The organism is Kitasatospora purpeofusca (assembly GCF_000718025.1).
Lineage (GTDB): Bacteria > Actinomycetota > Actinomycetes > Streptomycetales > Streptomycetaceae > Kitasatospora > Kitasatospora purpeofusca.
Window position 1 is genome coordinate 141,740 of record NZ_JODS01000029.1, and the last position, 21,478, is coordinate 163,217.

The 21,478-nt window shown below is 74.1% G+C and carries 19 protein-coding genes; 12 read left to right on the forward strand and 7 right to left on the reverse strand.

Annotation, left to right across the window (positions count from 1 at the left end; genetic code table 11):
* Window positions 1-36: 36 nt before the first annotated feature.
* A complete protein-coding gene (locus tag IF01_RS0131550; protein ID WP_030397014.1) occupies window positions 37-1,032 on the reverse strand; it encodes an adenosine deaminase in 996 nt (331 codons plus the stop codon).
* Between the two features lie 172 nt (window positions 1,033-1,204).
* On the opposite strand from IF01_RS0131550, the gene IF01_RS0131555 reads away from it, so the two are divergent.
* The 5 genes from IF01_RS0131555 (at window position 1,205) to IF01_RS0131575 (ending at window position 7,363) form a co-directional block, all read left to right on the forward strand.
* Entirely contained in the window at window positions 1,205-1,486 is a 282-nt protein-coding gene (locus IF01_RS0131555) for a DUF6158 family protein (protein WP_030397015.1), read from the forward strand.
* A 141-nt stretch (window positions 1,487-1,627) separates the two neighbouring features.
* Entirely contained in the window at window positions 1,628-3,016 is a 1,389-nt protein-coding gene (locus IF01_RS0131560; protein WP_030397016.1) for an NADP-dependent succinic semialdehyde dehydrogenase, read from the forward strand.
* Between the two features lie 350 nt (window positions 3,017-3,366).
* Window positions 3,367-3,825: an RICIN domain-containing protein gene (locus IF01_RS0131565; RefSeq protein WP_030397017.1), complete on the forward strand. Its 459-nt coding sequence runs from the start codon at window positions 3,367-3,369 to the stop codon at window positions 3,823-3,825.
* A 321-nt stretch (window positions 3,826-4,146) separates the two neighbouring features.
* Window positions 4,147-5,568: a DUF2079 domain-containing protein gene (locus IF01_RS0131570; RefSeq protein WP_094745686.1), complete on the forward strand. Its 1,422-nt coding sequence runs from the start codon at window positions 4,147-4,149 to the stop codon at window positions 5,566-5,568.
* Between the two features lie 73 nt (window positions 5,569-5,641).
* Complete coding sequence (locus IF01_RS0131575; RefSeq protein ID WP_078880479.1) at window positions 5,642-7,363, forward strand: DUF2079 domain-containing protein; 1,722 nt, start codon at window positions 5,642-5,644, stop codon at window positions 7,361-7,363.
* A gap of 60 nt (window positions 7,364-7,423) precedes the next feature.
* Here IF01_RS0131575 and IF01_RS42590 read toward each other — a convergent pair whose 3' ends face one another.
* Both IF01_RS42590 and ku read right to left on the reverse strand, forming a co-directional pair.
* Window positions 7,424-7,702 (reverse strand): hypothetical protein, encoded by a 279-nt coding sequence (locus tag IF01_RS42590; RefSeq protein WP_037781840.1) that lies wholly within the window; start codon window positions 7,700-7,702, stop codon window positions 7,424-7,426.
* Between the two features lie 31 nt (window positions 7,703-7,733).
* On the reverse strand, window positions 7,734-8,885 hold the full coding sequence (ku, locus tag IF01_RS51180; RefSeq protein WP_030397020.1) for a non-homologous end joining protein Ku: 1,152 nt from the start codon (window positions 8,883-8,885) through the stop codon (window positions 7,734-7,736).
* Between the two features lie 193 nt (window positions 8,886-9,078).
* On the opposite strand from ku, the gene IF01_RS0131590 reads away from it, so the two are divergent.
* Window positions 9,079-9,288, forward strand: a complete 210-nt coding sequence (locus tag IF01_RS0131590) for a hypothetical protein (RefSeq protein WP_030397021.1) — start codon at window positions 9,079-9,081, stop codon at window positions 9,286-9,288.
* Between the two features lie 42 nt (window positions 9,289-9,330).
* Here IF01_RS0131590 and IF01_RS0131595 read toward each other — a convergent pair whose 3' ends face one another.
* A complete protein-coding gene (locus tag IF01_RS0131595) occupies window positions 9,331-10,584 on the reverse strand; it encodes a metallophosphoesterase (RefSeq protein WP_030397022.1) in 1,254 nt (417 codons plus the stop codon).
* A 267-nt stretch (window positions 10,585-10,851) separates the two neighbouring features.
* Here IF01_RS0131595 and IF01_RS0131600 point away from each other — a divergent pair, with 267 nt between their 5' ends.
* The 3 genes from IF01_RS0131600 to IF01_RS48610 all read left to right on the forward strand — a co-directional run bounded on the left by IF01_RS0131600 (window position 10,852) and on the right by IF01_RS48610 (window position 14,795).
* Window positions 10,852-12,315: an amino acid permease gene (locus IF01_RS0131600; RefSeq protein WP_030397023.1), complete on the forward strand. Its 1,464-nt coding sequence runs from the start codon at window positions 10,852-10,854 to the stop codon at window positions 12,313-12,315.
* Between the two features lie 205 nt (window positions 12,316-12,520).
* Window positions 12,521-13,492 (forward strand): EI24 domain-containing protein, encoded by a 972-nt coding sequence (locus tag IF01_RS0131605; RefSeq protein WP_051756586.1) that lies wholly within the window; start codon window positions 12,521-12,523, stop codon window positions 13,490-13,492.
* A 604-nt stretch (window positions 13,493-14,096) separates the two neighbouring features.
* Entirely contained in the window at window positions 14,097-14,795 is a 699-nt protein-coding gene (locus tag IF01_RS48610) for an aggregation-promoting factor C-terminal-like domain-containing protein (protein ID WP_030397025.1), read from the forward strand.
* A gap of 94 nt (window positions 14,796-14,889) precedes the next feature.
* Here IF01_RS48610 and IF01_RS42595 read toward each other — a convergent pair whose 3' ends face one another.
* Entirely contained in the window at window positions 14,890-15,633 is a 744-nt protein-coding gene (locus IF01_RS42595; RefSeq protein ID WP_063764343.1) for a TetR/AcrR family transcriptional regulator, read from the reverse strand.
* A 70-nt stretch (window positions 15,634-15,703) separates the two neighbouring features.
* Between IF01_RS42595 and IF01_RS0131620 the strand changes: the two genes are divergently transcribed.
* Both IF01_RS0131620 and IF01_RS0131625 read left to right on the forward strand, forming a co-directional pair.
* On the forward strand, window positions 15,704-17,221 hold the full coding sequence (locus IF01_RS0131620) for an MFS transporter (RefSeq protein ID WP_051756588.1): 1,518 nt from the start codon (window positions 15,704-15,706) through the stop codon (window positions 17,219-17,221).
* 220 nt (window positions 17,222-17,441) lie between these two features.
* Window positions 17,442-18,002: a GNAT family N-acetyltransferase gene (locus IF01_RS0131625; protein WP_051742081.1), complete on the forward strand. Its 561-nt coding sequence runs from the start codon at window positions 17,442-17,444 to the stop codon at window positions 18,000-18,002.
* Between the two features lie 44 nt (window positions 18,003-18,046).
* On the opposite strand, the gene IF01_RS0131630 is transcribed toward IF01_RS0131625, so the two are convergent.
* The gene (locus IF01_RS0131630; protein ID WP_051742083.1) at window positions 18,047-19,285 is read right to left on the reverse strand and encodes a threonine/serine exporter family protein; all 1,239 of its coding nucleotides are present in this window, start codon (window positions 19,283-19,285) and stop codon (window positions 18,047-18,049) included.
* A gap of 296 nt (window positions 19,286-19,581) precedes the next feature.
* Here IF01_RS0131630 and IF01_RS0131635 point away from each other — a divergent pair, with 296 nt between their 5' ends.
* Window positions 19,582-20,595: a glycosyltransferase family 2 protein gene (locus IF01_RS0131635; protein WP_051756590.1), complete on the forward strand. Its 1,014-nt coding sequence runs from the start codon at window positions 19,582-19,584 to the stop codon at window positions 20,593-20,595.
* Between the two features lie 63 nt (window positions 20,596-20,658).
* Here IF01_RS0131635 and IF01_RS0131640 read toward each other — a convergent pair whose 3' ends face one another.
* The gene (locus IF01_RS0131640) at window positions 20,659-21,270 is read right to left on the reverse strand and encodes an HIT family protein (RefSeq protein WP_233290315.1); all 612 of its coding nucleotides are present in this window, start codon (window positions 21,268-21,270) and stop codon (window positions 20,659-20,661) included.
* Window positions 21,271-21,478 lie beyond the last annotated feature (208 nt).

Genomic DNA, 21,478 nt, shown 5'->3' on the forward strand with positions numbered 1-21,478 from the left:
CCGTCCCCGTTGCCGGGGGCGGCGCCGCGGCGCGTCTCAGGCGGCGCCGAACTCGTAGGCGGCGACCTCGGCCAGGAGGGCGGCGCGGCGCTCCTCGGGCAGGAAGGAGGCCCGGAAGGAGTTGGCGGCGAGCAGGCGCAGGGTGTCCTGGTCCAGGCCGAGCGCCTCGGCGAGGGCGTCGAAGTTGTCGCCGACGTAGCCGCCGAAGTAGGCCGGGTCGTCGGAGTTGACGGTGGCCAGCAGGCCGGCCGCGAGGATCGCGGGCAGCGGGTGGTCGGCCAGGGTGTCGACGCAGCGCAGCCGCACGTTGGAGAGCGGGCAGAGGGTGAGCGGGATCCGCTCCCGGACCAGCCGCTCGACCAGCGCCGGGTCCTCCAGGCAGCGCAGCCCGTGGTCGATCCGCTCCACGCCGAGCACGTCCAGCGCCTCGGTGATGTACGAGGCCGGGCCCTCCTCCCCGGCGTGCGCGACCCGGTGCAGCCCGGCCTCGGCGGCCCGACGGTAGACCTCGCGGAACTTGGCCGGCGGGTGGCCGACCTCGGCGGAGTCCAGGCCGACACCGGTGATCCGCCCGCCGAACCAGGGCCGGGCCGCCTCGAAGGTCTCCAGCGCCGAGTCGGCGGACTCGTCCCGCAGGAAGCACATGATCAGCCGGGTGCTGATGCCGTGCCGCTGCTCGGCCCGGTCCAGTGCCCGCCCGAGCCCGTCGACGACGACCGGCAGCGGGATCCCGCGCGCGGTGTGCGCCTGCGGGTCGAAGAAGATCTCCGCGTGCCGCACCCCCTGCGCCGCGGCCCGCGCCAGGTACGCCTCGGCGAGCTCCTCGAAGTCCTCCTCGGTCCGCAGCACCGACATCAGCGCGTAGTACAGGTCGAGGAAGGACTGCAGGTCGCCGAACGCGTACGCCCGCCGCAGCTCCTCGGCGTCCGCGAACGGCAGCTCCACGCCGTTGCGCCGGGCGAGCGCGAACGCCAGCTCGGGCTCCAGAGTGCCTTCGATGTGCAGGTGGAGTTCGGCCTTGGGAATTGCCATCGACGCCTGTCCGGTGGTTTCGGTGCGGATACGAAGGTTTCATCCTACGTTTCCGCGCCCCGCCCCGAGCCGGACGCCCCCCGCACGACCCCACCACCGTCGAACAGGTGTACCGGTGGGGCCGACGGGGCAACGGGTAACCGGGGGGTTTCCCGTCCGAGGAGGAGTGGACATGGCGCACCCCGACACCGCGCACGCCAGGCCCGAGGGCATCTCCCCGCACGCCCTGGGCAACGACACGCTGCTGCACGAGCTGGAGCAGCTGCACCGGACCAGGCACGAGACCTTCCTGTACGGGTCGGAGGAGGCCCTGAAGCGGCACACCCTGCGCACCGGGCAGCTGGAGGCCGAGTACCTGCACCGGTTCCCCAACCGCCTGGTCACCGCCGGGCGGACCAGGGCCGGTGCCCGGGCCCGCGACGCGGCGGCCCGGGCGGAGGCGCTGCCGGAGTAGGCCGGGACCGCCCGGCCGAGCGGCCGGGCCGCGACCGTCCGCCGGGACACGCCGGGCGGGGGTGGTACCCGGGGCGCGGGCGGTGGGCCAGGGTGGGAGGACCGACACCTCCACCCCCGCGCACCCCTGGGAGGGGCCCCGATGCCCATCGCAAGCGTGAACCCGGCGACCGGCGAGACCCTGGAGACCTTCGAACCGCTGGACGCGGCAGGCCTGGAACAACGGCTGGCCCGCGCCGAGGAGGCCTTCCGCACCTACCGCACCACCTCCTTCGCCCAGCGCGCCGGACTGCTGCGCCGCGCCGCCGAACTGCTCGACGAGGACCTCGAGAGCATCGCCCGGACCATGACCGAGGAGATGGGCAAGCCGATCGCCGCCGCCCGCGCCGAGGCCGCCAAGTGCGCCAAGGCGATGCGCTGGTACGCCGAGAACGCCGAGGCGCTGCTCGCCGACGAGCACCCGGAGCCGGCCGACGTGGCCGACGCCGGGGCGGCCCGCGCCTATGTGCGCTACCGGCCGCTGGGCGCGGTCCTGGCGGTGATGCCGTGGAACTTCCCGTTCTGGCAGGTGGTGCGGTTCGCCGCGCCCGCGCTGATGGCGGGCAACGTCGGGCTGCTCAAGCACGCGTCCAACGTGCCGCGCACGGCGGTGGCGCTGGAGGAGCTGTTCCGGCGGGCCGGCTTCCCGGAGGGCTGCTTCCAGACGCTGCTGATCGGCTCGGGGGCGGTGGAGGCGGTGGTCCGTGATCCCCGGGTGGCCGCCGTGACGCTGACCGGCAGCGAGCCGGCCGGGCGGGCGGTCGCGGCGGCGGCGGCCGACGAGGTGAAGAAGGCGGTGCTGGAGCTGGGCGGCAGCGACCCGTTCGTGGTGATGCCGAGCGCGGACGTGGACGCCGCCGCGGCCACCGCCGTCACCGCGCGGGCGCAGAACAACGGGCAGTCCTGCATCGCCGCCAAGCGGTTCATCGTGCACACCGAGGTCTACGACCGGTTCACCGCCGCGTTCACCGCCGCCATGGGGGCGCTGCGGGTCGGCGACCCGATGGACGAGGCGGTCCAGGTCGGCCCGCTGGCCAGCCGACAGGGCCGGGACGAGATCGCCGAGCTGGTCGAGGACGCCCGGGCGCACGGGGCCCGGGTGGAGTGCGGCGGACGGCGGCCGGAGGGCCTGGACGCGGGCTGGTTCTACGAGCCGACGGTGCTGACCGGCATCACGCCGCGGATGCGGATCCACCAGGAGGAGACCTTCGGCCCGGTGGCCACGGTCTACCGGGCGGCCGATCTGGACGAGGCGGTGGCGCTGGCCAACGACACCCCGTTCGGGCTCAGCTCCAACGTCTGGACCGAGGACCCGGCGGAGCAGGAGCGGTTCGTCCGGGACATCCAGGCGGGCGGGGTGTTCTTCAACGGCATGACCGCCTCGCACCCGGCGCTGCCGTTCGGCGGTGTGAAGCGCTCCGGTTTCGGCCGCGAGCTGTCCGGCCACGGCATCAAGGAGTTCTGCAACGTCACCACGGTGTGGATCGCCTGAGTCCGCTCCCACCGCGCGACCTGCGCGCCCCCGGCCGGGGCCGTGCGCCCCGGCCGGATCCGGCCAAGTTCGGGCACGGTCGATTGCTCCGATTTGCCCGTTTGCCCCGGGTCCGCCACCCGAAAGGGAACCCGCCGCCCTTCACAGGGGGCGGACACGCCCTCCACAGAAACCCCTTCGACAACGAACAGACGTGAATTATTGAGCTAATATTCAGAACATTTTGGCGACATAATTCGCGATGGCCGAAGAACGGCAGGCGGGACCGGCCGTGATATCCCCGCAGCGCATTTCCGGATAAGTTCCACAACGACCGGCCGGAGGGCCGGTCACCACGGGAAGGAAATGCGATGAATCTCCTCCAGCGCACCGTCGCCCTCGTCGCCTCGACCGCCGTCCTGGCCGGCGGCGCCACCGTTCTGGCCGCCGGCCAGGCGAGCGCCGCCACCAGCGAGATCACCCTCCAGAACGTCGCCACCAGCCGCTACCTCGACAGCAACGGCAACGGCAACGTCTACACCCTCCCCGGCAACGGCGGCTCGTACCAGCGCTGGTACGCCAGCGACCTGGGCGGCTCCACCTTCAACCTGCGCAACAAGGCCACCGGTTTCTGCCTCGACTCCAACGGCAACGGCAACGTCTACACGCTGAACTGCAACGGCGGCAGCTACCAGAAGTGGGTCCGGGGGAACGGCCCCTACGGGCACACCTACCGGAACCTCGCGACCGGCCTCTACCTGGACAGCAACGGGAACGGCGATGTGTACGCCCTGAGCGGCAACGGCGGCTCGTACCAGCAGTGGAGGTGAATGCCTGTCATATCGATGATCGTCAATCGCGCACGATGATCTGACGATCAGACAGGATATGAGTGCCCTCCCCGGCGCCTCAATCGCCGGGGAGGGCTTCTCCATGCTACGGTGCCCGCCCGGGGGCCGACGCGCCCGGCGGCGTTCGCCCGTGGCTGAACCCGCCCGCCACCCCGAGGCGTCGAACAAGAATCGGACGCAGACCACTCGCACCCGGAACGACGGGGATGTTCAGTGACAATTAGTACACTCACATCAGCACTTCAACGCAGGACGGAGGGTGACGAACCGTCGAGCGTGACGGCCCCCGCCGATCGGCGGGTGCAATTCATCCCCTGGGCGGTCGCCCTCACCCTGTTCCTGGTCTACGCCTTCTTCACCGTTCGCCGTCATGAACTCCTGCTCACCAGCGGATACGACCTCGGGATCTTCGAACAGGGCGTGCGCGGCTACGCCGAGGGCCGCGGCCCGATCGTCGAACTCAAGGGCCCCGGCTTCAACCTGCTGGGCGACCACTTCTCGCCCGCCCTCGCCGCCCTCGCCCCGTTCTACTGGCTCTGGCCCTCCGCGAAGGTGCTGCTGCTGGCCCAGTCCGCCCTGGTCGCCGTCGCCGCCGTCCCGATCACCCGCTGGGCGCTGCGCGAACTCGGTCCGCTCGCCGCCGGGATCACCGGCCTCGGCTACGGGCTCTCCTGGGGGCTGGCCTCCGCCCTCGGCTTCGACTTCCACGAGATCACCTTCGCCGTCCCGCTGATCGCCTTCTCCGTCGTCGCGCTCGGCGAACGGCGCTGGATCGCCGCCCTCGCCTGGGCCGCGCCGCTGGTCCTGGTCAAGGAGGACCTCGGCATCACCGTGGCCGCCGTCGGCGCCTACATCCTGTGGCGCGGCGACCGGCGCGTCGGCGCGGCCGGCGTCCTCCTCGGCATCGGCTCCTCGCTGCTCGAACTCCTGGTGCTGCTCCCGGCGATGAGCCCCGGCGGCAGCTTCGCCTACTGGGACAACCTGAGCGGCGGCTCCGGCGGGCGGAACCTGCTCACCCTGCCGCTCGACCTGATCACCCCGGGCGAGAAGGTCACCACCGTCCTGCTGCTGCTGGCGCCGACCGTGCTGCTGGCCGCCCGCTCCCCGCTGATGATCGTCGCCCTGCCCACCCTCGGCTGGCGGCTGCTCTCCAACAACCCGGCCTACTGGGGCACCAATTACCACTACAGCGCCGTGCTGATGCCGATCGTCTTCGCCGCCTTCGTGGACGTCCTGGTGAAGGCCCGCGGCTGGCGCGGGACGGTACCCCGCTGGATCGCCCGCGCGGCGCTGCCGGTCAGCCTGACGGTCACCCTGGCCCTGCTGCCGGGCTTCGCGTTCGGACAGCTCTTCTCCACCGAACTCTGGCGGACCCCGGCCCGGGTCGAGGCCGCCCGCTCGGTGCTCGCCACCGTCCCGGACGACGCCCGGGTCGCCGCGTCGAACCGGCTGGTGCCGCAGCTGACCAACCGCTGCGAGGTCATCGTGTTCGGCTGGCCGCAGAACTGGTCGACGGCCGAATGGATCGTGGTCGACGAGGGACAGCCGATGGGCTGGCCGATGTCGCCCGACCGCGAACGGAAGGAGCTCGCCACCGTCAAGAACAGCGGCTACCAGGTGGTGCGCAGCGACCACGGCATCACGCTGCTGCGGCGGGCACCCGGCACCGCCGCCCCGGCGCCGGCCGACGCGCCGCCGCCCACCAGCCCCGGAGCCGGCTGATCCGGCGCCCGCCGCCCGGCGGCCCGCCCGAACAGCAACCCTCGCCCCCGCCTCCGACCACCTCAGGGATCCCGTGCCAGTCGAAACCGGGCTCAGCCCGTCCACCAGCCCGAACCGCCCGCTGCTGCCGCGCGTCGTGCGCCCGCCCGCACCCGGCGCCGCCGCGCTCTCCGGCCGCCGGACGGCCGTGCTGACGCTGCTCTGCTTCGCCGTCACCGCGGCGTGCGGGCTCCAGCAGTGGTCGGCGGTCCTGCTGGGCGGCTTCGACCTCGGCATCTTCCACCAGGGTGTGGCCGGCTACGCGCACTTAGAACTGCCGATCTCGCCGGTCAAGAGCTACCACCACGAGTTCCCGCCCTCCTTCTCCCTGCTGGGCGACCACTTCTCGCCGATCCTGGCCGCGCTCGCCCCGCTCTACTGGATCTGGGAGGACCCGCGCACCCTGATCCTCGGACAGGCACTCCTGCTCGCCGCCGGCGTCCCGCTGATCCGCCGGATCGCGGTGCGCTGCTTCACCCCGCCGACCGACGGCACCGGGGCCGGCGACGCGGACCGGGCGGCCGCGGCCCCCGCCGCGACCGACGACCCCGCGCGACTGCGCACCGTACGCCTGGTCGCCGACCTGGCCGGCCTCGTCTACGGCCTCGGCTGGCCGCTGCTCGCCGCCGGCCGGGGCGGCTTCCACGAGGTCGCCTTCGCCGTCCCGCTCACCCTGCTGATGCTCGAACGCGGCCTGGCCCGCCGCTACGGCACCGCCGCCCTCGCCGCCGCCCTGCTCTGCCTCACCAAGGAGGACCTCGGTCTGCTGGTCGGCATGTACGGCCTGGTCCTGCTCTGGCGCGGCCGCCCGCGCGGCGACCGGCAGGGCGAACGGGCCGGGGACCGGCGCGCCCTCGCCTACGGAGCGGGCCTGCTGATCGGCGGCCCGCTGGCCTCCGCGCTCGCCATCGTCGAACTCATCCCCGCCATGGGCGGCCAGCCCGACTACTACTGGGTGTACGGCCCGCTCGGCCCGGACGCCGGGACGGCGTTCGGCAATGTGCTCGGCGACCCGCTGCTGCTCGTCCAGGTCGCCACCAACGCCACCGTCAAGCCGCTGCTGCTGCTCTGGCTGTTCGGCACCCTGCTGCTGCTTCCGCTGCGCTCCGCCACCACGCTCTGCCTGCTGCCGCTGCTCGCCGAACGCGTCCTGTCGGACAACCCCAACCACTGGTCGATCGCCCACCACTACGACGCCTTCCTGTGGCCGGTGCTGCTCACCGCCACCCTGGAGGCGCTCGGCCGCCTGCACGCCAGGGGCGGGCTCCACCGGCGCACCGGCTACGGCCTGGGCACCGCCGCGGTCGCGATCTCCCTGGTCAGCAGCCTGGTGCTGGGCGGGATCAGCCTGCTGACCCCGGCCTTCTGGCGCCCCTCCGCGAGCAACGCGGCCCTGGTCCGGGGCGCCGCGCAGATCCCGGACGGCGCCCTGGTGGAGGCCGACAACCAGGTGGTGCCGCGGCTGGTCGGCCGCACCGACGTGGTCCTGGTGGACGCCGTGCCGCGCGGCCGCGACTACGTCCTGATCCGCTCCGACACCCGGACCTTCCCGTTCCAGACCACGGCCGAGCAGGCCGAGCGGATCGACCTGCTGCTGGCCCACGGCTACCGCCAGGTCTGGGGCGAGCACGGGGTGGTGCTGCTGCACCGCGAGAGCGACGAGCCGGTGCCCGGCGCGCGGATCCCCGACGACAGCAGCACGCCGGTCAAGGAGATCGTGCCGTCCGACGTCGGCCACAACCTCTTCAAGGGCTGAGCCCCGGGGTTCCCGTCCGACCGGGCGGCTGCCCGGGGACGGGAACCCCTCGGGGGACGGTCAGGTCGCCATCCGGTGGCGGCCCCGGCCGGGCGTGGCCCAGCGGGCGACGACGCCGACCAGCGCCAGCACGGTCACGCCCCAGACGATGCTGAAGACGATCAGCCAGGTCAGCGAGGCCTGGGTGCCGATGGCACCCAGGCCGATCGACAGGCCGACCAGGAAGACCACGGCCGTCGGGGTGAGACTGCACAGCCAGTGCCAGGCCCGGTGCGCCGGGCTCGGGTGGGCGGGCGCGTCGGGACCGGTGTCCTGCGCCTTGTAGGTGATCAGGTCCATCGGGAATCGCCTCCGGGGGTGAGGGGGGAGGTCACGAGGCCTTCCGGGGGGTGGCGGGCTTCCGGGTCGTGGTGGTGGTCGTGCTCTTCTTCGCGGTCGTGCTCTTCCTGGCAGTCGTGCTCTTCGTCGCGGCCGTGCTCTTCTTGTCGGTCGCGGACTTCTGCGCGGTGGCGGACTTCCTCGCGGTCGTGGACTTCTTGCTCGTGGCGGCCGACGGTTTCGAGGCCGTCGTCTTCGTCGCCGTCGTCTTCGTCGCCGTCGTCTTTGTCGCCGTCGTCGCCTTCGTGGCCGTCGCCTTCTTCGTGGCGGCACGTCGGCGCGGCGGTGGCTGCTCCTCGGCCTCCCCCGCCTCGGCCTGCCCCGCCTCGGTCTCCTCCGCCTCCTCGGCCCGGGACCGGTCCGGATGGGCGTCCTTGGCCCGCCGCAGACTGCTGCGCAGCGCCTCCATCAGGTCGATGACGTTGTCCGGCGCCTCCCCCGCCTCCTCCTCGTGCGGGATCTCGACCCCCTGCAACCGAGCCTCGATCACCTGCTGGAGCGCCTGCTGGTAGTCGTCGTGGAGCTGCTCCAGGTCGAAGTCCTCGGAGAGCGTCTCCATCAGCGAACGCGCCATCCGCAGCTCCTGCGGCCGGACGGTCACGTCCTCCTCGGGCGCGATCCCGGCCGCCGGGCGGACCTCGTCCGGCCAGATGCAGGTCTGGAGCACCAGCGTGCCGTCGTGCACCCGGAGCACGGCCGGCGACTCCCGGCTGCGCAGCGCGATCTTGGTGACGGCGATCTGCCCGGACTCCACCAGCGCGTCGCGCAGCAGCGCGTAGGGCTTCGAGGCGGCCTTGTCGGCGACGCCGACGTAGTAGGCCTTGGAGAACATCAGCGGGTCGATCTCGCCCTCGTCGACGAAGGCCAGTACGTCGATGATCTTCTTGCTGGGCAGCGGCAGGTCGGCGAGGTCCTCGTCGGTGAGCGTGACCGTCCGGCCGTCCGGGGACTCGTAGCCCTTGGCGATCTCCGCGTACGGGACCTCCTTCTCCTCCTCCTCGCAGTACCGCTTCATCCGCACCCGCCCGCCGTCCTTGGCGTGCACCTGGTGCAGCGGGACGTCGTGCTCCTTGGTGGCGGAGTACAGGTGGACGGGGATGGAGACCAGGCCGAAGCTGATCGTCCCCTTCCAGGTGGTCTGCATGGGGTCGCTCCTTCCCGGAGCCTGCCCGGAGCCTGCCGGGAGCCGTCCCGGCGGTTCACGCCGTGGTTCGTGCGCCGGGTCGCGCCGGCCGGGGCGCCCGGCCCCGGAGGATTCCACTCTGCCCGGGTTCGCCCCGATCGGCCACCTGCCGCCGACCGGCGGACAATGGACGGCGAACGGAGGTGAACGCACCGTGCGCGACCCCGGACCGCCCCCGCCGCCGGACACCACGACCTACCGCGTCCGCTACGCCCTGGTCGGCAGCCCCGGCGTACGGCTCGCGGAGGTCACCCTCGTCCCGGGCCACTCCCGGGAGAGCGACATCCCGGCCCTGCTGGACGCCCGGCTCCACCGCCACCCGGACGGCCGCCGGGTCGTCCTCCTCGACGTCACCGAAGCCTGAACCCGCCCGCCCCCGAGGCCGCCGCCCCCGGGCCGCCGTCGGTCAGGCCCGGAGCGAGGCCAGCGTGACGATGGTGATGTCGGACGGGGCGCCGACCCGCACGGGCGGGCCCCAGGCGCCGGCGCCGCGGGTGACGTAGAGCTGGGTGTCGCCGTAGCGCTCCAGCCCGGCGACGGTCGGGTTGGCCAGCTCCGCCACGTAGTTGCCCGGCCAGAGCTGCCCGCCGTGGGTGTGCCCGGACAACTGGAGGTCGACGCCGTGCCGGACCGCGTCGTGGATGGTGACCGGCTGGTGCGAGAGCAGCACGGCGGTGCGGGCCGGGTCGCGGTCCCCGAGCGCGCGGCCGAAGTCGGGACCGTCGCCCTCGCGCTCCCCGGCGATGTCGTTGACCCCGGCCAGGTCGAAGCCGCCCAGCTCGACCCGGGCGTTCTGCAGCGGGTGGACGCCCAGCTCGCGGACGAAGTCCACCCAGGGCGCCGCGCCGGAGAAGTACTCGTGGTTGCCGGTGACGAAGTAGGCCCCGTCGCGGGCCCGCAGCTGCGCCAGCGGCTCGGCGTCCCGTCCGAGCTCGGGGACCGTGCCGTCGACCAGGTCGCCCACGATCGTGATCAGGTCGGGCTTCGCGGCGTTGATGGTGTCCACGATCCGCTGGGTGTGGGCGCGGCCGAGGATCGGGCCGAGGTGGATGTCGCTGACCACCGCGATCCGGTAGCCGTCCGCGCCGGCCGGGAGCTTGGCGAGCGGGACGGTCACCTGCTTGAGCCTCGGCCCGCGCAGCACCCCGTACATGCCGTTGCCGACCACGGCCGCCGCCGCGCCGGAGGCTCCGATCGCGACCGCGCGGGCGACGAACAGCCGCCGTTCCGGCGAGGGCGCGGCGGGGGCGACGGGGACCGCGGGCGTGTCCGGGACGGGCTCGTCCGCCGTCGGCACCTCCGGCGCGGGCGCGTCCGCCACCACCGCCCGCGCCGCCCGGGACGCCCCGGACGGCAGCCGGAGCAGCAGCGGCCGGACCAGCTCCCCGACGGCGAGCCCGAGCAGCAGGTACAGCAGCACCGCGAGCCAGAGGTAGCCGGGCCAGGCGAACCAGCGCTCGACCGCTATCGGGAACGCCCGCCCGCCGATCAGCGCCCCCACCGAGAGCAGCGGCAGGACGAAGGCGAGCACGGTGCCGGTCCGGCGCCAGCGGCCGCCGGGCGCCGAGACGTCGCGCACCAGCCGGCGCCAGAGGTACCAGTGGACGAGGGTCAGCAGGGCGAGCACGAGGAGGACGCCGAGCACCACGAGGACGATCATCACGCCGCCAGTATGTACGGCCGACCGACAAACCCCCCGGGAGGGCCCCGAGTTGCTGGCGATGCGTCAGATCTGAGCTTTCCGGACCGCCACTTCACCCGCCCTGACCTGGGCTTTTACGTCCGCTGAGCGAACAGTTCCCGGTGCCTTGTTCCGATACCCGGAGGTAGAGGTTAGGTTGCACCGCAATGCGCGGATCCGTCCCCCACCCTTCGGTGATCGAGCCGAGGGTCGGGCCGCGCCGGAAAGGCACAGGGCACCCTCACGATGAGTGCGGACACCACCACCCGGGCCGGCTCCCCTCCGCCCCGCGACTCCGCCGGCCTGCCCCCCGCCGGGCACGGCGGGCAGGGCCACGGCGGCGACGGCCACCTCAAGGCCGGGCTCAAGAACCGCCACCTGTCGATGATCGCCATCGGCGGTGTGATCGGCGCCGGCCTGTTCGTCGGCTCGGGCGCGGGCATCGCGTCCACCGGCCCCGGCATCCTGCTCTCCTACGCGCTGGCCGGTGTGCTGGTCGTCCTGGTGATGCGGATGCTCGGCGAGATGGCCGCGGCCGACCCGCAGAGCGGCTCCTTCTCCGCGTACGCGGACCGGGCGCTGGGCCGCTGGGCCGGCTTCAGCATCGGCTGGCTGTACTGGTTCTTCTGGGTGGTGGTGCTGGCCGTCGAGGCCACCGCCGGCGCGAAGATCCTCAACGGCTGGATGCCGGGCGTCCCGCAGTGGGCGTTCGCCCTGATCGTGATGGCCGTGCTGACCGCGACCAACCTGGGCTCGGTCGCCTCCTACGGCGAGTTCGAGTTCTGGTTCGCCGGCATCAAGGTGGTGGCCATCGCCGCCTTCCTGGTGGTCGCCACGCTGGCCGTGTTCGGCCTGCTGCCCGGCACCCACGCCGTCGGCACGACCAATCTGACCGGTCACGGCGGCTTCCTGCCGCACGGGGTGGGCGCGGTCTTCACCGGCATGCTCACCGTCGTCTTCGCCTTCATGGGCAGCGAGATCGTCACGCTGGCCGCCGGCGAGTCCGAGGACCCGGAGAAGGCGGTCAGCAAGGCCACCAACAGTGTGATCTGGCGGATCGGCATCTTCTACCTCGGCTCGATCCTGCTCGTGGTGACCCTGCTTCCGTGGGACTCCGCCGCCGTCAAGGGCAGCCCCTACGTCGCGGTGCTGGAGCACGTGGGCATCCCGGGCGCCGGCCGGGTGATGGACGTGATCGTGCTCACCGCCGTGCTCTCCTGCCTCAACTCGGGCATGTACACCGCGTCCCGGATGGCCTTCTCGCTCGGACAGCGCGGCGACGCACCCAAGGCCTTCGCGACGGTGAACCGGCGCGGCGTGCCGCAGGTGGCGATCCTGTCCTCGGTGGTGTTCGGCTTCGTGGCCGTCTTCTTCAACTACACCTCCCCCGACACGGTCTTCTCCTTCCTGCTGAACTCCTCCGGCGCGGTGGCGCTCTTCGTGTGGCTCGTGATCTGCTTCTCCCAGCTCCGGATGCGCCGGATCATCGAGCGCGAGATGCCGGAGCGGCTGACCGTCCGGATGTGGCTGTACCCGTACCTCACCTGGGCCGCGATCGGCATGATCGGGTTCGTGATGGCGTACATGTTCACCGACGCCGACGGTCGGAAGCAGATGTACCTGTCGCTGGTCGCCGCAGTTGTCGTGCTGGCGGCGTCGGCCGTGGTGGGCCGTCGGCGGCGGGCCGCGGTGGAGGCACCGGCATCCTGAGCCGGGGCGCAGTACCGTCCGCGGGCACCGGGCCCGGGAGCCGTTGCGGAGGCTCCCGGGCCCGGTGCCGTTCCACCCGCCCGCCGGCCGGCCCCGCCTGCCCGCCTCCGATGCAGGTCGTCCCGCCCGGGCCGGGAACCTCCGGTTCCGTTCCGTGACCGGACGGACATGACCCGGCGACCCGTCAGCACCTACCCTTCCCCTCATGCGAGATCTTGCAGCGGGGTTGGGGTACCTGGCCAAGGGCCAGAGGTGGGTGGCGCGGCACGGCCGCTGGTGGGCGTTCGGGATGATCCCGGCACTGATCACCCTCGCCGGTTACGTGGTGGCACTGTTCCTCCTCGGCGGCTGGGCCGGGGACATCGCCGCCTGGGCCACCCCGTTCGCCGACCACTGGGCCTCGTTCTGGCAGGACCTGCTGCGCACCACGCTCGCGGCGCTGGTCCTCGTCGGCGGGCTGCTGCTCTCCGTGCTCACCTTCACCGCGGTGACCCTGCTGGTCGGCCAGCCGTTCTACGAGGAGCTCTGCGAGAAGGTCGACGAGACCGAGGGCGGCGCGCCGACCCCGCCCGATGTGCCGCTGTGGCGCGAGCTGGTGGTGGCGGCCCGGGACAGCCTCTTCGTGCTGGTGCGGGCGGGCGGGTTCGGTGTGCTGCTGTTCGCGGCCGGGTTCGTCCCGGTGGTCGGGCAGACCGTCGTCCCGGTACTGGGCTTCCTGGTCTCCGGCTTCTTCCTCACCCTGGAGCTCACCTCGGTCGCCCTGCAGCGGCGCGGCGTGCCGCAGCGGGAGCGGCTGCGGCTGCTGCGCGGGCGGCTCGGGCTGGCCTTCGGCTTCGGCGTGCCGCTGGTGCTGGGGTTCCTGGTCCCGCTGGTGACGGTGGTCGCCATGCCGGGCGCCGTCGCCGGGGCGACGCTGCTGGCCCGCGACCTGGTGCCGGTCGAGGAGGAGCCCGCGACGGACGAGGAGCCGGAAGAAGGGGAGTCCCCGGACCCGCCGGCCGTCCCGGAGGTGCCGGAGTACCGGGCGCAGCAGCCCGCGGCGGCCAACCCCTACGCGGACAACCCGTACGCCCAGAACCCGTACGCCGAGAACCCGCCCGCCGGGAGCCCGTACGCGAGCGACGGCTACGCCGCCGCACCCCGGCCCGCGGAGCCGAATCCGTACCGGGGCGCGTGACCGGACCGTCACACCGCGTGCGGATCGCCGCCCCCGCGTGTGAGGCCCCCCACAGGGCTCCGGCGATCTACTACCGCCGATAGCGGTGGCCCGTACGGCGGTCCGCCTCCCCCGGTCGGGGCCCGGCGGCCCGACGACCGTCCGGGGCGGTGGACCGGCCGTCACGGACCCGAAGAACGCAGGCGGTCGGCCGGTTCGGGCCGATCGTTCGTCGACGATCCCGGGGCTCGCCCCATCGATTCATCAAAACGGACAAATACCGTCGAAGCGCCCGCCATCGGTCGGGCGCTTCGCCGTTTCGGGGCCCTCGTGCCACTACCGACCGTAGTAGCCGGCGCCTTTGCCGCCCGTGCCGCGCTCTGCCAAGAATGGTCCGTCGCCAGGCAGCGCGGCCGGTCCCCCCGCCGCGCAGCTCCCGCCGCCCCGCACCTTCGCCGGGGTCGGCACGCACACCACGGCCGTCCCGTACGCCACCACGGGCCGCTCCCCCGAGCGGGTCCCGTGCGATGCCCGGCGCCCGCGCCGCCGCCCCGCCCGGGGCCGGCACGCCCCGACGGCCACCCAGGCCCTGACGGCACCCCGACGGAAAAGGATTGTCCGCTCCATGCAGCTCAGCCATGCCCGCCGCAACTCGCTGATCACCGGTGTCGCCACCCTCGTCGTGGCGAGCGCGGCCACCGCCGCCCTCGCCATCCCGGAGAGCGGGACCGCCGTCGCCGAGGCGCCCGTCGCCGCGGTGGCCGCCACCACCGGCGGGATCTCGGCGGACGCGCAGGCCGCCGCGCAGGCGCAGGCCGAGGCGGACGCCAAGGCCCAGGCCGACGCCCAGGCCGCCGCGCAGGCACAGGCCGAGGCGGACGCCGCCGCTGCCGCCGCCGCGCAGGCGCAGGCGGACGCCCAGGCGCAGGCCGACGCCCAGGCCGCGGCGAAGGCCCAGGCCGACGCCAAGGCGAAGTCGGACGCCGCCGCCTCCCGGTCGCAGGAGCGCTCCGCGCTGAACAGCAAGCCGGCCTACTCCGGCAGCCCGCGCGAGATCGCCGCCAAGATCGTCCCGGCCGGCCAGCTCCAGTGCTTCAACAACATCGTGTCCCGCGAGAGCAGCTGGAACGTCACCGCCACCAACGCCTCCTCCGGCGCCTACGGCCTGGTCCAGGCCCTGCCCGGCTCCAAGATGGCCTCGGCGGGCTCCGACTGGCGCACCAACCCGGTCACCCAGATCAAGTGGGGCCTGGACTACATGAACTCCCGCTACGGCAGCCCGTGCGGCGCCTGGTCGTTCTGGCAGTCCCACCACTGGTACTGAGCCGACCCCGGCATCCCGCCGACCCCGGCACGTCACCGAGCCCGCAGGCCCCCGCCTGCGGGCTCGGCCGCGTTCGGGAGGCGGTCCGCGCGCCTCAGCACCGGCGCCCGGACGCCCGCCCTCCGCCGGTAGCACCGGAGGCACCGGGAGCACCGGGGGCAGCCGGAGCACCGGCCCCAGCGGGGCGGGCGGCGCCACCCGGGCCGCCCGGACGCCCCCACAGCGCCTGGCGCAGCAGCGGCAGATAGGAGCGCGCGATTTCATCGGCCGGCAGCGCGGCGAGCGGTTGGAGCCGCAGTACGTAGCGGGCCATGATCAGCCCGGCCAGCTGGGTGCCGAACAGGCAGGCGCGCCGACGGGCGTCCGCGCCGCCGAGCCGGGCCGCGACCAGGTCCACCATCTCGCGCTGCACCACCTCGCCGACCAGCAGCGCGACCGCCGGGTCCAGTGCCGAGCCGCCGATCATGGCGCGCAGCGGGCCCGCGCTGTCTGGGGCGTCCCAGACTCCGAGCAGCAGCCGCAGGGCGCGCTCGGGGAAGGTCTCCAGCTCGCCGTCCAGCGCCCCGGCCAGCAGCACCGCCGGGTTCCCGGTCAGCGCGAGGGCCGCCCCGAACAGGCCCTTCTTGCTGCCGAAGTAGTAGCTGACCAGGGCGAGGTCCACGCCCGCCTCGGCGGCCACCGACCGGAGCGTGACCGCGTGGTACCCCTCGGTCAGGAAGCGGCGTCGGGCGACGGCGAGGATCTGCTCCCTGGCCCCGGAGTTCCCGGTGCGCCGGCCCCGGCGGGGCGCCGGCTCCCCGGTCCGGGCCCCGTCGGGCGCCTCGGAGGAATTCATCATGGTTGAAATGCTAGCCGCCGCGCGCCCACGCTGGTCGGGCACCGACCGACCAGCGTGAGGAAGTCCCGTCATGTCCGCCACCGCCGCGCGCCCGGACCGGGCGGCCGCCCCCGCCGCCCCGGACGGCCGTCACCGCACCGTCCTGCTCGTCACCTGTCTCGCGCTGGCCACCGTGGTCGCCGCGATGGCCTCGCTCAACGTGGCCCTGCCCGACATCGCCCGCGCCACCGGCGGCAGCCAGACCCAGCTGTCCTGGATCATCGACGCCTACAGCCTGGTGTTCGCCGCCCTGCTGCTGCCCGCCGGCGCCATCGGGGACCGGTTCGGGCGGCGGCGGGCCCTGCTGGTGGGCCTGGCGCTGTTCGGCGCCGGTTCCGGGCTCGCCGCGCTGACCACCGACCCCGGCGCCCTGATCGCGCTGCGCGCGCTGCTGGGTGTCGGCGCGGCGCTGGTCATGCCGGCCACCCTGTCGACGATCACCAGCACCTTCCCGCCGGAGCGGCGGGCCCGGGGCGTGGCCGCCTGGGCGGCGGTCGCGGGCGCGGCGGCGGTGCTCGGCCTGTTCGCCACCGGCGTCCTGCTGGAGCTGTGGTCCTGGCCGTCGATCTTCGTCCTGAACGTGGTGCTCGCGGTCCTGGCCCTGTCCGGCACCCTGCTGTTCGTCCCGGAGTCCGCCGAGCCGGACGCGCCGCGGCTGGACGTCGTCGGCGCGCTGCTGGCCGTGGCCGGGCTCGGCTCGTTGGTGTACGCGGTGATCGAGGCGCCGGTCCGGGGCTGGGCCGACCCGTGGACCCTCGGCGGCGCGCTCGCCGGGCTGGCGCTGCTGGCCGGCTTCGTCCGCTGGGAGCTGCGGCGGCGGCACCCGCTGCTGGACCCCCGGCTGTTCCGCGAGCGCCGGTTCGCGGCCGGGACGCTGTCGATCACCTGCCAGTTCTTCGCCTTCTTCGGCTACCTCTTCGTGATCATGCAGTACCTCCAGCTGGTCCGGGAGCGCAGCGCGCTGGCGGCGGCCGTCGCGCTGCTGCCGATGGCGCTCGGGATGGCGCCCGGCGCCCGGCTCAGCCCCCGGCTGACCGACCGGTTCGGCCCGCGCGGCCCCTGGGTCGCGGGCCTGCTGCTGGTCGCGGGCGCGCTGGCCTCGCTCGGGCTGCTGGACGCCGACAGCTCCGGGTGGCTGGTGGCGGCCGTCCTGTTCCCGCTCGGCCTGGGTTCCGGGCTCGCCATGACGCCCGCCACCACCGCCATCACCGAGGCGCTGCCGAGCGCCCTGCAGAACGTCGGCTCGGCGATGAACGACCTGGCCCGGGAGCTGGGCGGCGCCCTCGGGATCGCCGTGCTCGGCAGCGTCCTGACCGCCGGCTACCGCGCCCGGGTGGACGTCGCCGGGCTGCCGCCGCAGCTCGCCGACGCCGCCCGCTCCTCGCTCGCCGCCGCCTCCCGGTTCGGGCCGCCGGTCGCCGACCGGGCCCGCGACGCCTTCGTCCACGGGATGCACCTGACCGTCCTCACCGCCGCCGGCGTCGTCGCCCTCGCCGCCGTCGCGGTGGCCCTGCTGCTGCGCGGCACGACGACGCGGACCGGCCGCTGAGCGCACCGGCCGGACGCGGCGCCTCCGGGCCGCCCCCGCACCGTCCGGGGGCGGTCCGAGGCTCATTCATGGCTCGCCCGACGCTCGTCGACCGCTCGTTCGGGGATCGCCCGGGGCTCGTTCGAGGACGATTCGCGGTGCTTCGCGGACGGTCCGTTCGGGTGCGGGCTGGCCGAAATCCCAGTGGCCCGGCGAGCGCGCGCCGGGCCAGAGTGGGCGCATGGATCAGGTGAGGCTCTCCGACGGGGTGGTCACGCTCACCCCGTTCCGGGCGGCGGACATCGACGCGCACCTGGCGGGCGAGGACGACCAGCTGGTCCGCTGGCTGAACGGCGGGCCGAGCACCCGGGCGGGCACCGAGGAGTACGTGCGGCGGTGCACCGCGCACTGGTCGTACCGGGGGCCGGCCCGGGTGTTCGGCATCCGGACCGGGCCGGAGCCGGTGCTGGCCGGCACGATCGACCTGCGGTTCGCGATGCCGCGCCTCGGCCCGGGGCAGGTCAACATCGCCTACGGCCTCTACCCCGCCTGGCGCGGACGCGGCCTGGCGACGCGGGCGGTGCACCTGGTGTGCCGGTACGCGGCGCAGGAGGGCGCGACCGAGGGCGTGATCCGGGTCGACCCGGAGAACACCGCCTCGGCGGCGGTCGCCCGGCGGGCCGGGTTCCGGTACTCCGAACGGGTGCGGGAACCGACCGGCAACCGGCTCGACTGGTACCTGCGCGAGCTGGCCGCCGCCCCGGTGGAGCACCCCGTCCCGGCGGCCGGCTGCTCCGTCTGACGGCCTGCCCCCTGCCTCGGCCCCGCGCCTCGGTCCCCGCCGTCTCAGTCCCCGCGCCGGACAGCCACCAGCACCTCGCCCGCCAGCAGGCCCACCGCGATCGTCGTCACCAGTGTCACCAGCTGCGTCAGGTCGCGGAAGCCGGCGATGGGGTGACCGCCGGCCAGGTCGGTCAGCCCGCGCATGCCGAGCGAGCCGACGGTCAGGGTGAAGAATCCGGGCAGCAGCAGGATCAGCCGCGGCGGCGCGGACGGGCGCAGGGCGACCAGGGTCGCGGCGGCGCTGAGCGCGGCGGCGGCGACGAAGGTCCCGGCGACCTCGCCGGCCAGCCAGGTGAACAGCGTCTGCACCGCCACCGTCAGATAGACCAGCAGCAGCAGCGGCGGCCCGAACCGCAGCGGGATCGCGAAGGCCAGCACGGTGCCGGTGGTGAAGACGATCCAGGCCGTGAACAGCGCCCAGCGCGGCAGGTCCTGCGCGGCGGCCACGTCGAACAGCGCGTGCCGGTCCCGCCCGGTGACGGCGAGTCCGACCAGCACCCCGACGTACAGCTGGAGCAGCAGGAACCCCGCGTAGACCAGCCGGACCGCGCCCGGGGTGATGTGCCCGGCGGCGAGTTCGGCGGCGGCCGCGCTCAGATAGTCGCCGGGGACGAAGAAGAACAGCGCGGGCAGCATGATCAGCACCGGCCCGCCGTGCTCCGGGGTCCGGGCGAACACCAGCAGCGCGATCACCGACACCAGGACGGCCGCCACGAACGGCAGCACCGCGCCCAGCCTGGGCCACCGGGACGCCCCGACCGCGAGCGCCGCGGTCGCCAGGCCGAGGACGGCGGTGGAGCCGACCTCCCACCAGGTCGGCTGCATCAGCGGGGCGAAGCCGATCGCGAACATCACGATCCCGATCGCCTTCACCCACCAGGGGTACGGCGGCGGGGCGGTGTCGATGGCGGCGAGCCGGGCGGCCGCGGCGGGCAGGTCGAGCCGGCCGGCCCGGACCTCGGCGAGCAGCGGCTTCACGGCGGCGAGCTGGTCGAGCCGGAACACCTCGGGGAACGCCCGGACCGTCACCGTGCCGGTCTCGCCCTCGGCGGTGACGGTCAGCACCGCCCCGTCCGGGACGACCAGCATGCGCGCCGCGCCGCCGAAGGCCCTCGCCGCGCCCTCCACCTCCGGCTCCAGCTGCTGGACGCCCTCGCCGCTGTTGCGCAGCAGGACGGAGGTCAGCCGGGTCAGGAAGGCGGTGAGCTCGCCCCACCGGGGCGGCCGCGTCCGCTGCTCCATGCCCGCCTCCGTCCGCGCACCGCCGCGGCGTCCCCGCGGCATCGCCTCCAGACTGCCCGCCGCCGGCGGATGCCGCGCGCCGAACCGGGGGCGGACGGACGTGGGCGAACGGGGACACCGGCGGGCGTCGGGCCTCGGGCGTCGGGCGTCGGCGGAGCCCGGGTTCCTGACGTGGACGCGACCGGGGCGGCTGGTGAAGATATGGCGTACGTCCATACGATTTGACAGATCTTGACCGGATTTACGGACCGTCAGGGCTTTGCCACCGTTCGCAGGCGCTCCTACGCTCCGGCGTCATGCCCTCACCCCTGATCAGCGTCGTGATCCCCGCCTACGACCAGCAGAAACAGCTGGCGGACTGCCTGGACTCGCTGCTCGCCCAGTCCTTCCGCGACTTCGAGGTGCTGGTGGTCGCCGACCGGTCCCCCGACTGCCCGGCCCAGCTCGTCGAGCGCTACGCCGCCCGGCACCCCCAGGTCTCGGTCCTCCAGCTCGACGCGGCGGTCGGTGTCGGCGTCGCCCGCAACGCGGGCGCGGCCCGGGCCGGAGGCGAGTACCTGCTGTTCCTGGACGCCGACCACCTGCTCGCCCGCGACGCCCTCAGCTCCTTCGCCGACCACCTGGAGCGGACCGGGCCGGTCGACCTGCTGCTGTTCGGGCACACCCGTCAGCACGCCGGCCGGGACTGGCCGGGCGGAGCCGAGACCCTGCTGGCCGAGGCCGGGCCCGAGGTGTTCGGCCCGGCGGACCGTCCGGAACTGCTCGGCGCGCCGCCGCTGATCTGGGACCGCCTGGTGCGGCACGAGCACTGGCGCGGGCAGGCGCTGGCCTTCCCCGAGGGCCGCTACGAGGAGATCCCCGTCGTCCACCGGGCGATGCTGACGGCCCGGCGGATCGCCGTCCTGCCGCGCGCCTGCGTGCAGCTGCGCCGCCGCGAGACCGTCCACCCGACCGGCTCGCCGGGGAGCAGCAGCTTCGACCTCTTCGACCAGTACGAGCGGACCTTCGCGCTGCTGGACGAGCTGGACGTCCCCGCGGCCGTCCGGGACGCCCTGTTCACCCGGATGATCCGGCACTACCTGTTCGTCTTCGACCTGGCCGGCTGCGTCGCCCGCGCCGAGCGCCCGCAGTTCTTCCACCGCGCGGCCGAGCACCACCGGCGCTTCCAGCCCCCCGGCCACCGCCGCCCGGGCGGGCGCGAGGGCGTCAAGTTCTCGCTGCTGGCCGGGGGCGCCTACCCGGCCTTCGAGGTGGCCAAGCTGTCCCACATCGCCGCCGGCACCCTCACCGGCGCCTCCCGCCGCCGCTGAGGGCGGGGACAGCGCGAGGGCGGGGCGGCGCGGGTCCGTGCCGCCCCGCCCCGGCCCGCCGGGTCAGGCGTGCGCCGTGCCGCCGTCGGCGGCCATGGCGGTGGCGATGCGGTGCAGGGTGTCGGCGCGGAGCTCGTCCGGCAGCGGCGGGAGCAGGTCCATCCAGAGCGCGAGGGTGGAGCCGATCAGCTGGCGCTGGCCCTCGGGGCGGGCGATCAGCCACAGGTGGAGGTGGGCCGCGCCGTCGCCCCAGCGGTTCACATGGACGCGCCCGATGCCACCGAGCGCCAGGATCGCCCGCTCCGCCCGCTGGAGCATCGGGCCGAGCTCGACCGCCCGCTCCGCCGGGAGGTCCATCAGGTCGTGGTGCTCGCGCGGGCCGAGGAACAGCACGGCGGGCAGGCCGTGCGGCGCGTCGAAGGCCTTCAGCCGCCAGTGCTCGTCGGTCCAGACGAAGTCCTCGTCCGGACGGCGGCACTCGTGGCACTCCGCCGCCCCGGCCTCGCCGTGCCGGCCGGGTTCGGGCAGCTCGGCGGCGTCCAGCGGACGGACGGTCAGCTCACCCTCGTAGGGGAAGATCGACCAGGAGGGGGCCGCGTCCTCCGGTATCGGGAGCCGCTCGCCGACCGGCAGATGGGCGAGGAAACGGCGGGGGTCGGGGTTCTCGGTGATCACGGAGACCGACCGTCCCACACTCCGCGGGGCCGCCGCCAGCGATTTTCCTCCGTACCCGCCCCGCCCGGGCGGCGCGGCGCTGTCCCCGCGCCCTCGCCTCGCTCCCCCTTGCGTCCCTTGCTCCTTGCCCTGCTCCGGGCCTTGCTCCGTGTCGTTCTCCGTGTCGTTCTCCGGGGCGGGCTGCGATGATCGGCGGGGACCGTTCGCC

What these genes read in the sequence shown, in the direction of transcription:
- IF01_RS0131595 (WP_030397022.1), bottom strand. Translation starts at nt 10,584, where the DNA reads ATGATCGTCCTCGTGGTGCTCGGCGTCCTCCTCGTGCTCGCCCTGCTG.
- IF01_RS0131550 (WP_030397014.1), bottom strand. Translation starts at nt 1,032, where the DNA reads ATGGCAATTCCCAAGGCCGAACTCCACCTGCACATCGAAGGCACTCTG.
- IF01_RS0131600 (WP_030397023.1), top strand. Translation starts at nt 10,852, where the DNA reads ATGAGTGCGGACACCACCACCCGGGCCGGCTCCCCTCCGCCCCGCGAC.
- IF01_RS42590 (WP_037781840.1), bottom strand. Translation starts at nt 7,702, where the DNA reads ATGGACCTGATCACCTACAAGGCGCAGGACACCGGTCCCGACGCGCCC.
- IF01_RS0131630 (WP_051742083.1), bottom strand. Translation starts at nt 19,285, where the DNA reads ATGGAGCAGCGGACGCGGCCGCCCCGGTGGGGCGAGCTCACCGCCTTC.
- IF01_RS0131560 (WP_030397016.1), top strand. Translation starts at nt 1,628, where the DNA reads ATGCCCATCGCAAGCGTGAACCCGGCGACCGGCGAGACCCTGGAGACC.
- IF01_RS0131605 (WP_051756586.1), top strand. Translation starts at nt 12,521, where the DNA reads ATGCGAGATCTTGCAGCGGGGTTGGGGTACCTGGCCAAGGGCCAGAGG.
- IF01_RS0131635 (WP_051756590.1), top strand. Translation starts at nt 19,582, where the DNA reads ATGCCCTCACCCCTGATCAGCGTCGTGATCCCCGCCTACGACCAGCAG.
- IF01_RS48610 (WP_030397025.1), top strand. Translation starts at nt 14,097, where the DNA reads ATGCAGCTCAGCCATGCCCGCCGCAACTCGCTGATCACCGGTGTCGCC.
- IF01_RS0131565 (WP_030397017.1), top strand. Translation starts at nt 3,367, where the DNA reads ATGAATCTCCTCCAGCGCACCGTCGCCCTCGTCGCCTCGACCGCCGTC.
- IF01_RS0131620 (WP_051756588.1), top strand. Translation starts at nt 15,704, where the DNA reads ATGTCCGCCACCGCCGCGCGCCCGGACCGGGCGGCCGCCCCCGCCGCC.
- IF01_RS0131625 (WP_051742081.1), top strand. Translation starts at nt 17,442, where the DNA reads ATGGATCAGGTGAGGCTCTCCGACGGGGTGGTCACGCTCACCCCGTTC.
- IF01_RS42595 (WP_063764343.1), bottom strand. Translation starts at nt 15,633, where the DNA reads ATGATGAATTCCTCCGAGGCGCCCGACGGGGCCCGGACCGGGGAGCCG.
- IF01_RS0131555 (WP_030397015.1), top strand. Translation starts at nt 1,205, where the DNA reads ATGGCGCACCCCGACACCGCGCACGCCAGGCCCGAGGGCATCTCCCCG.
- ku (WP_030397020.1), bottom strand. Translation starts at nt 8,885, where the DNA reads ATGCAGACCACCTGGAAGGGGACGATCAGCTTCGGCCTGGTCTCCATC.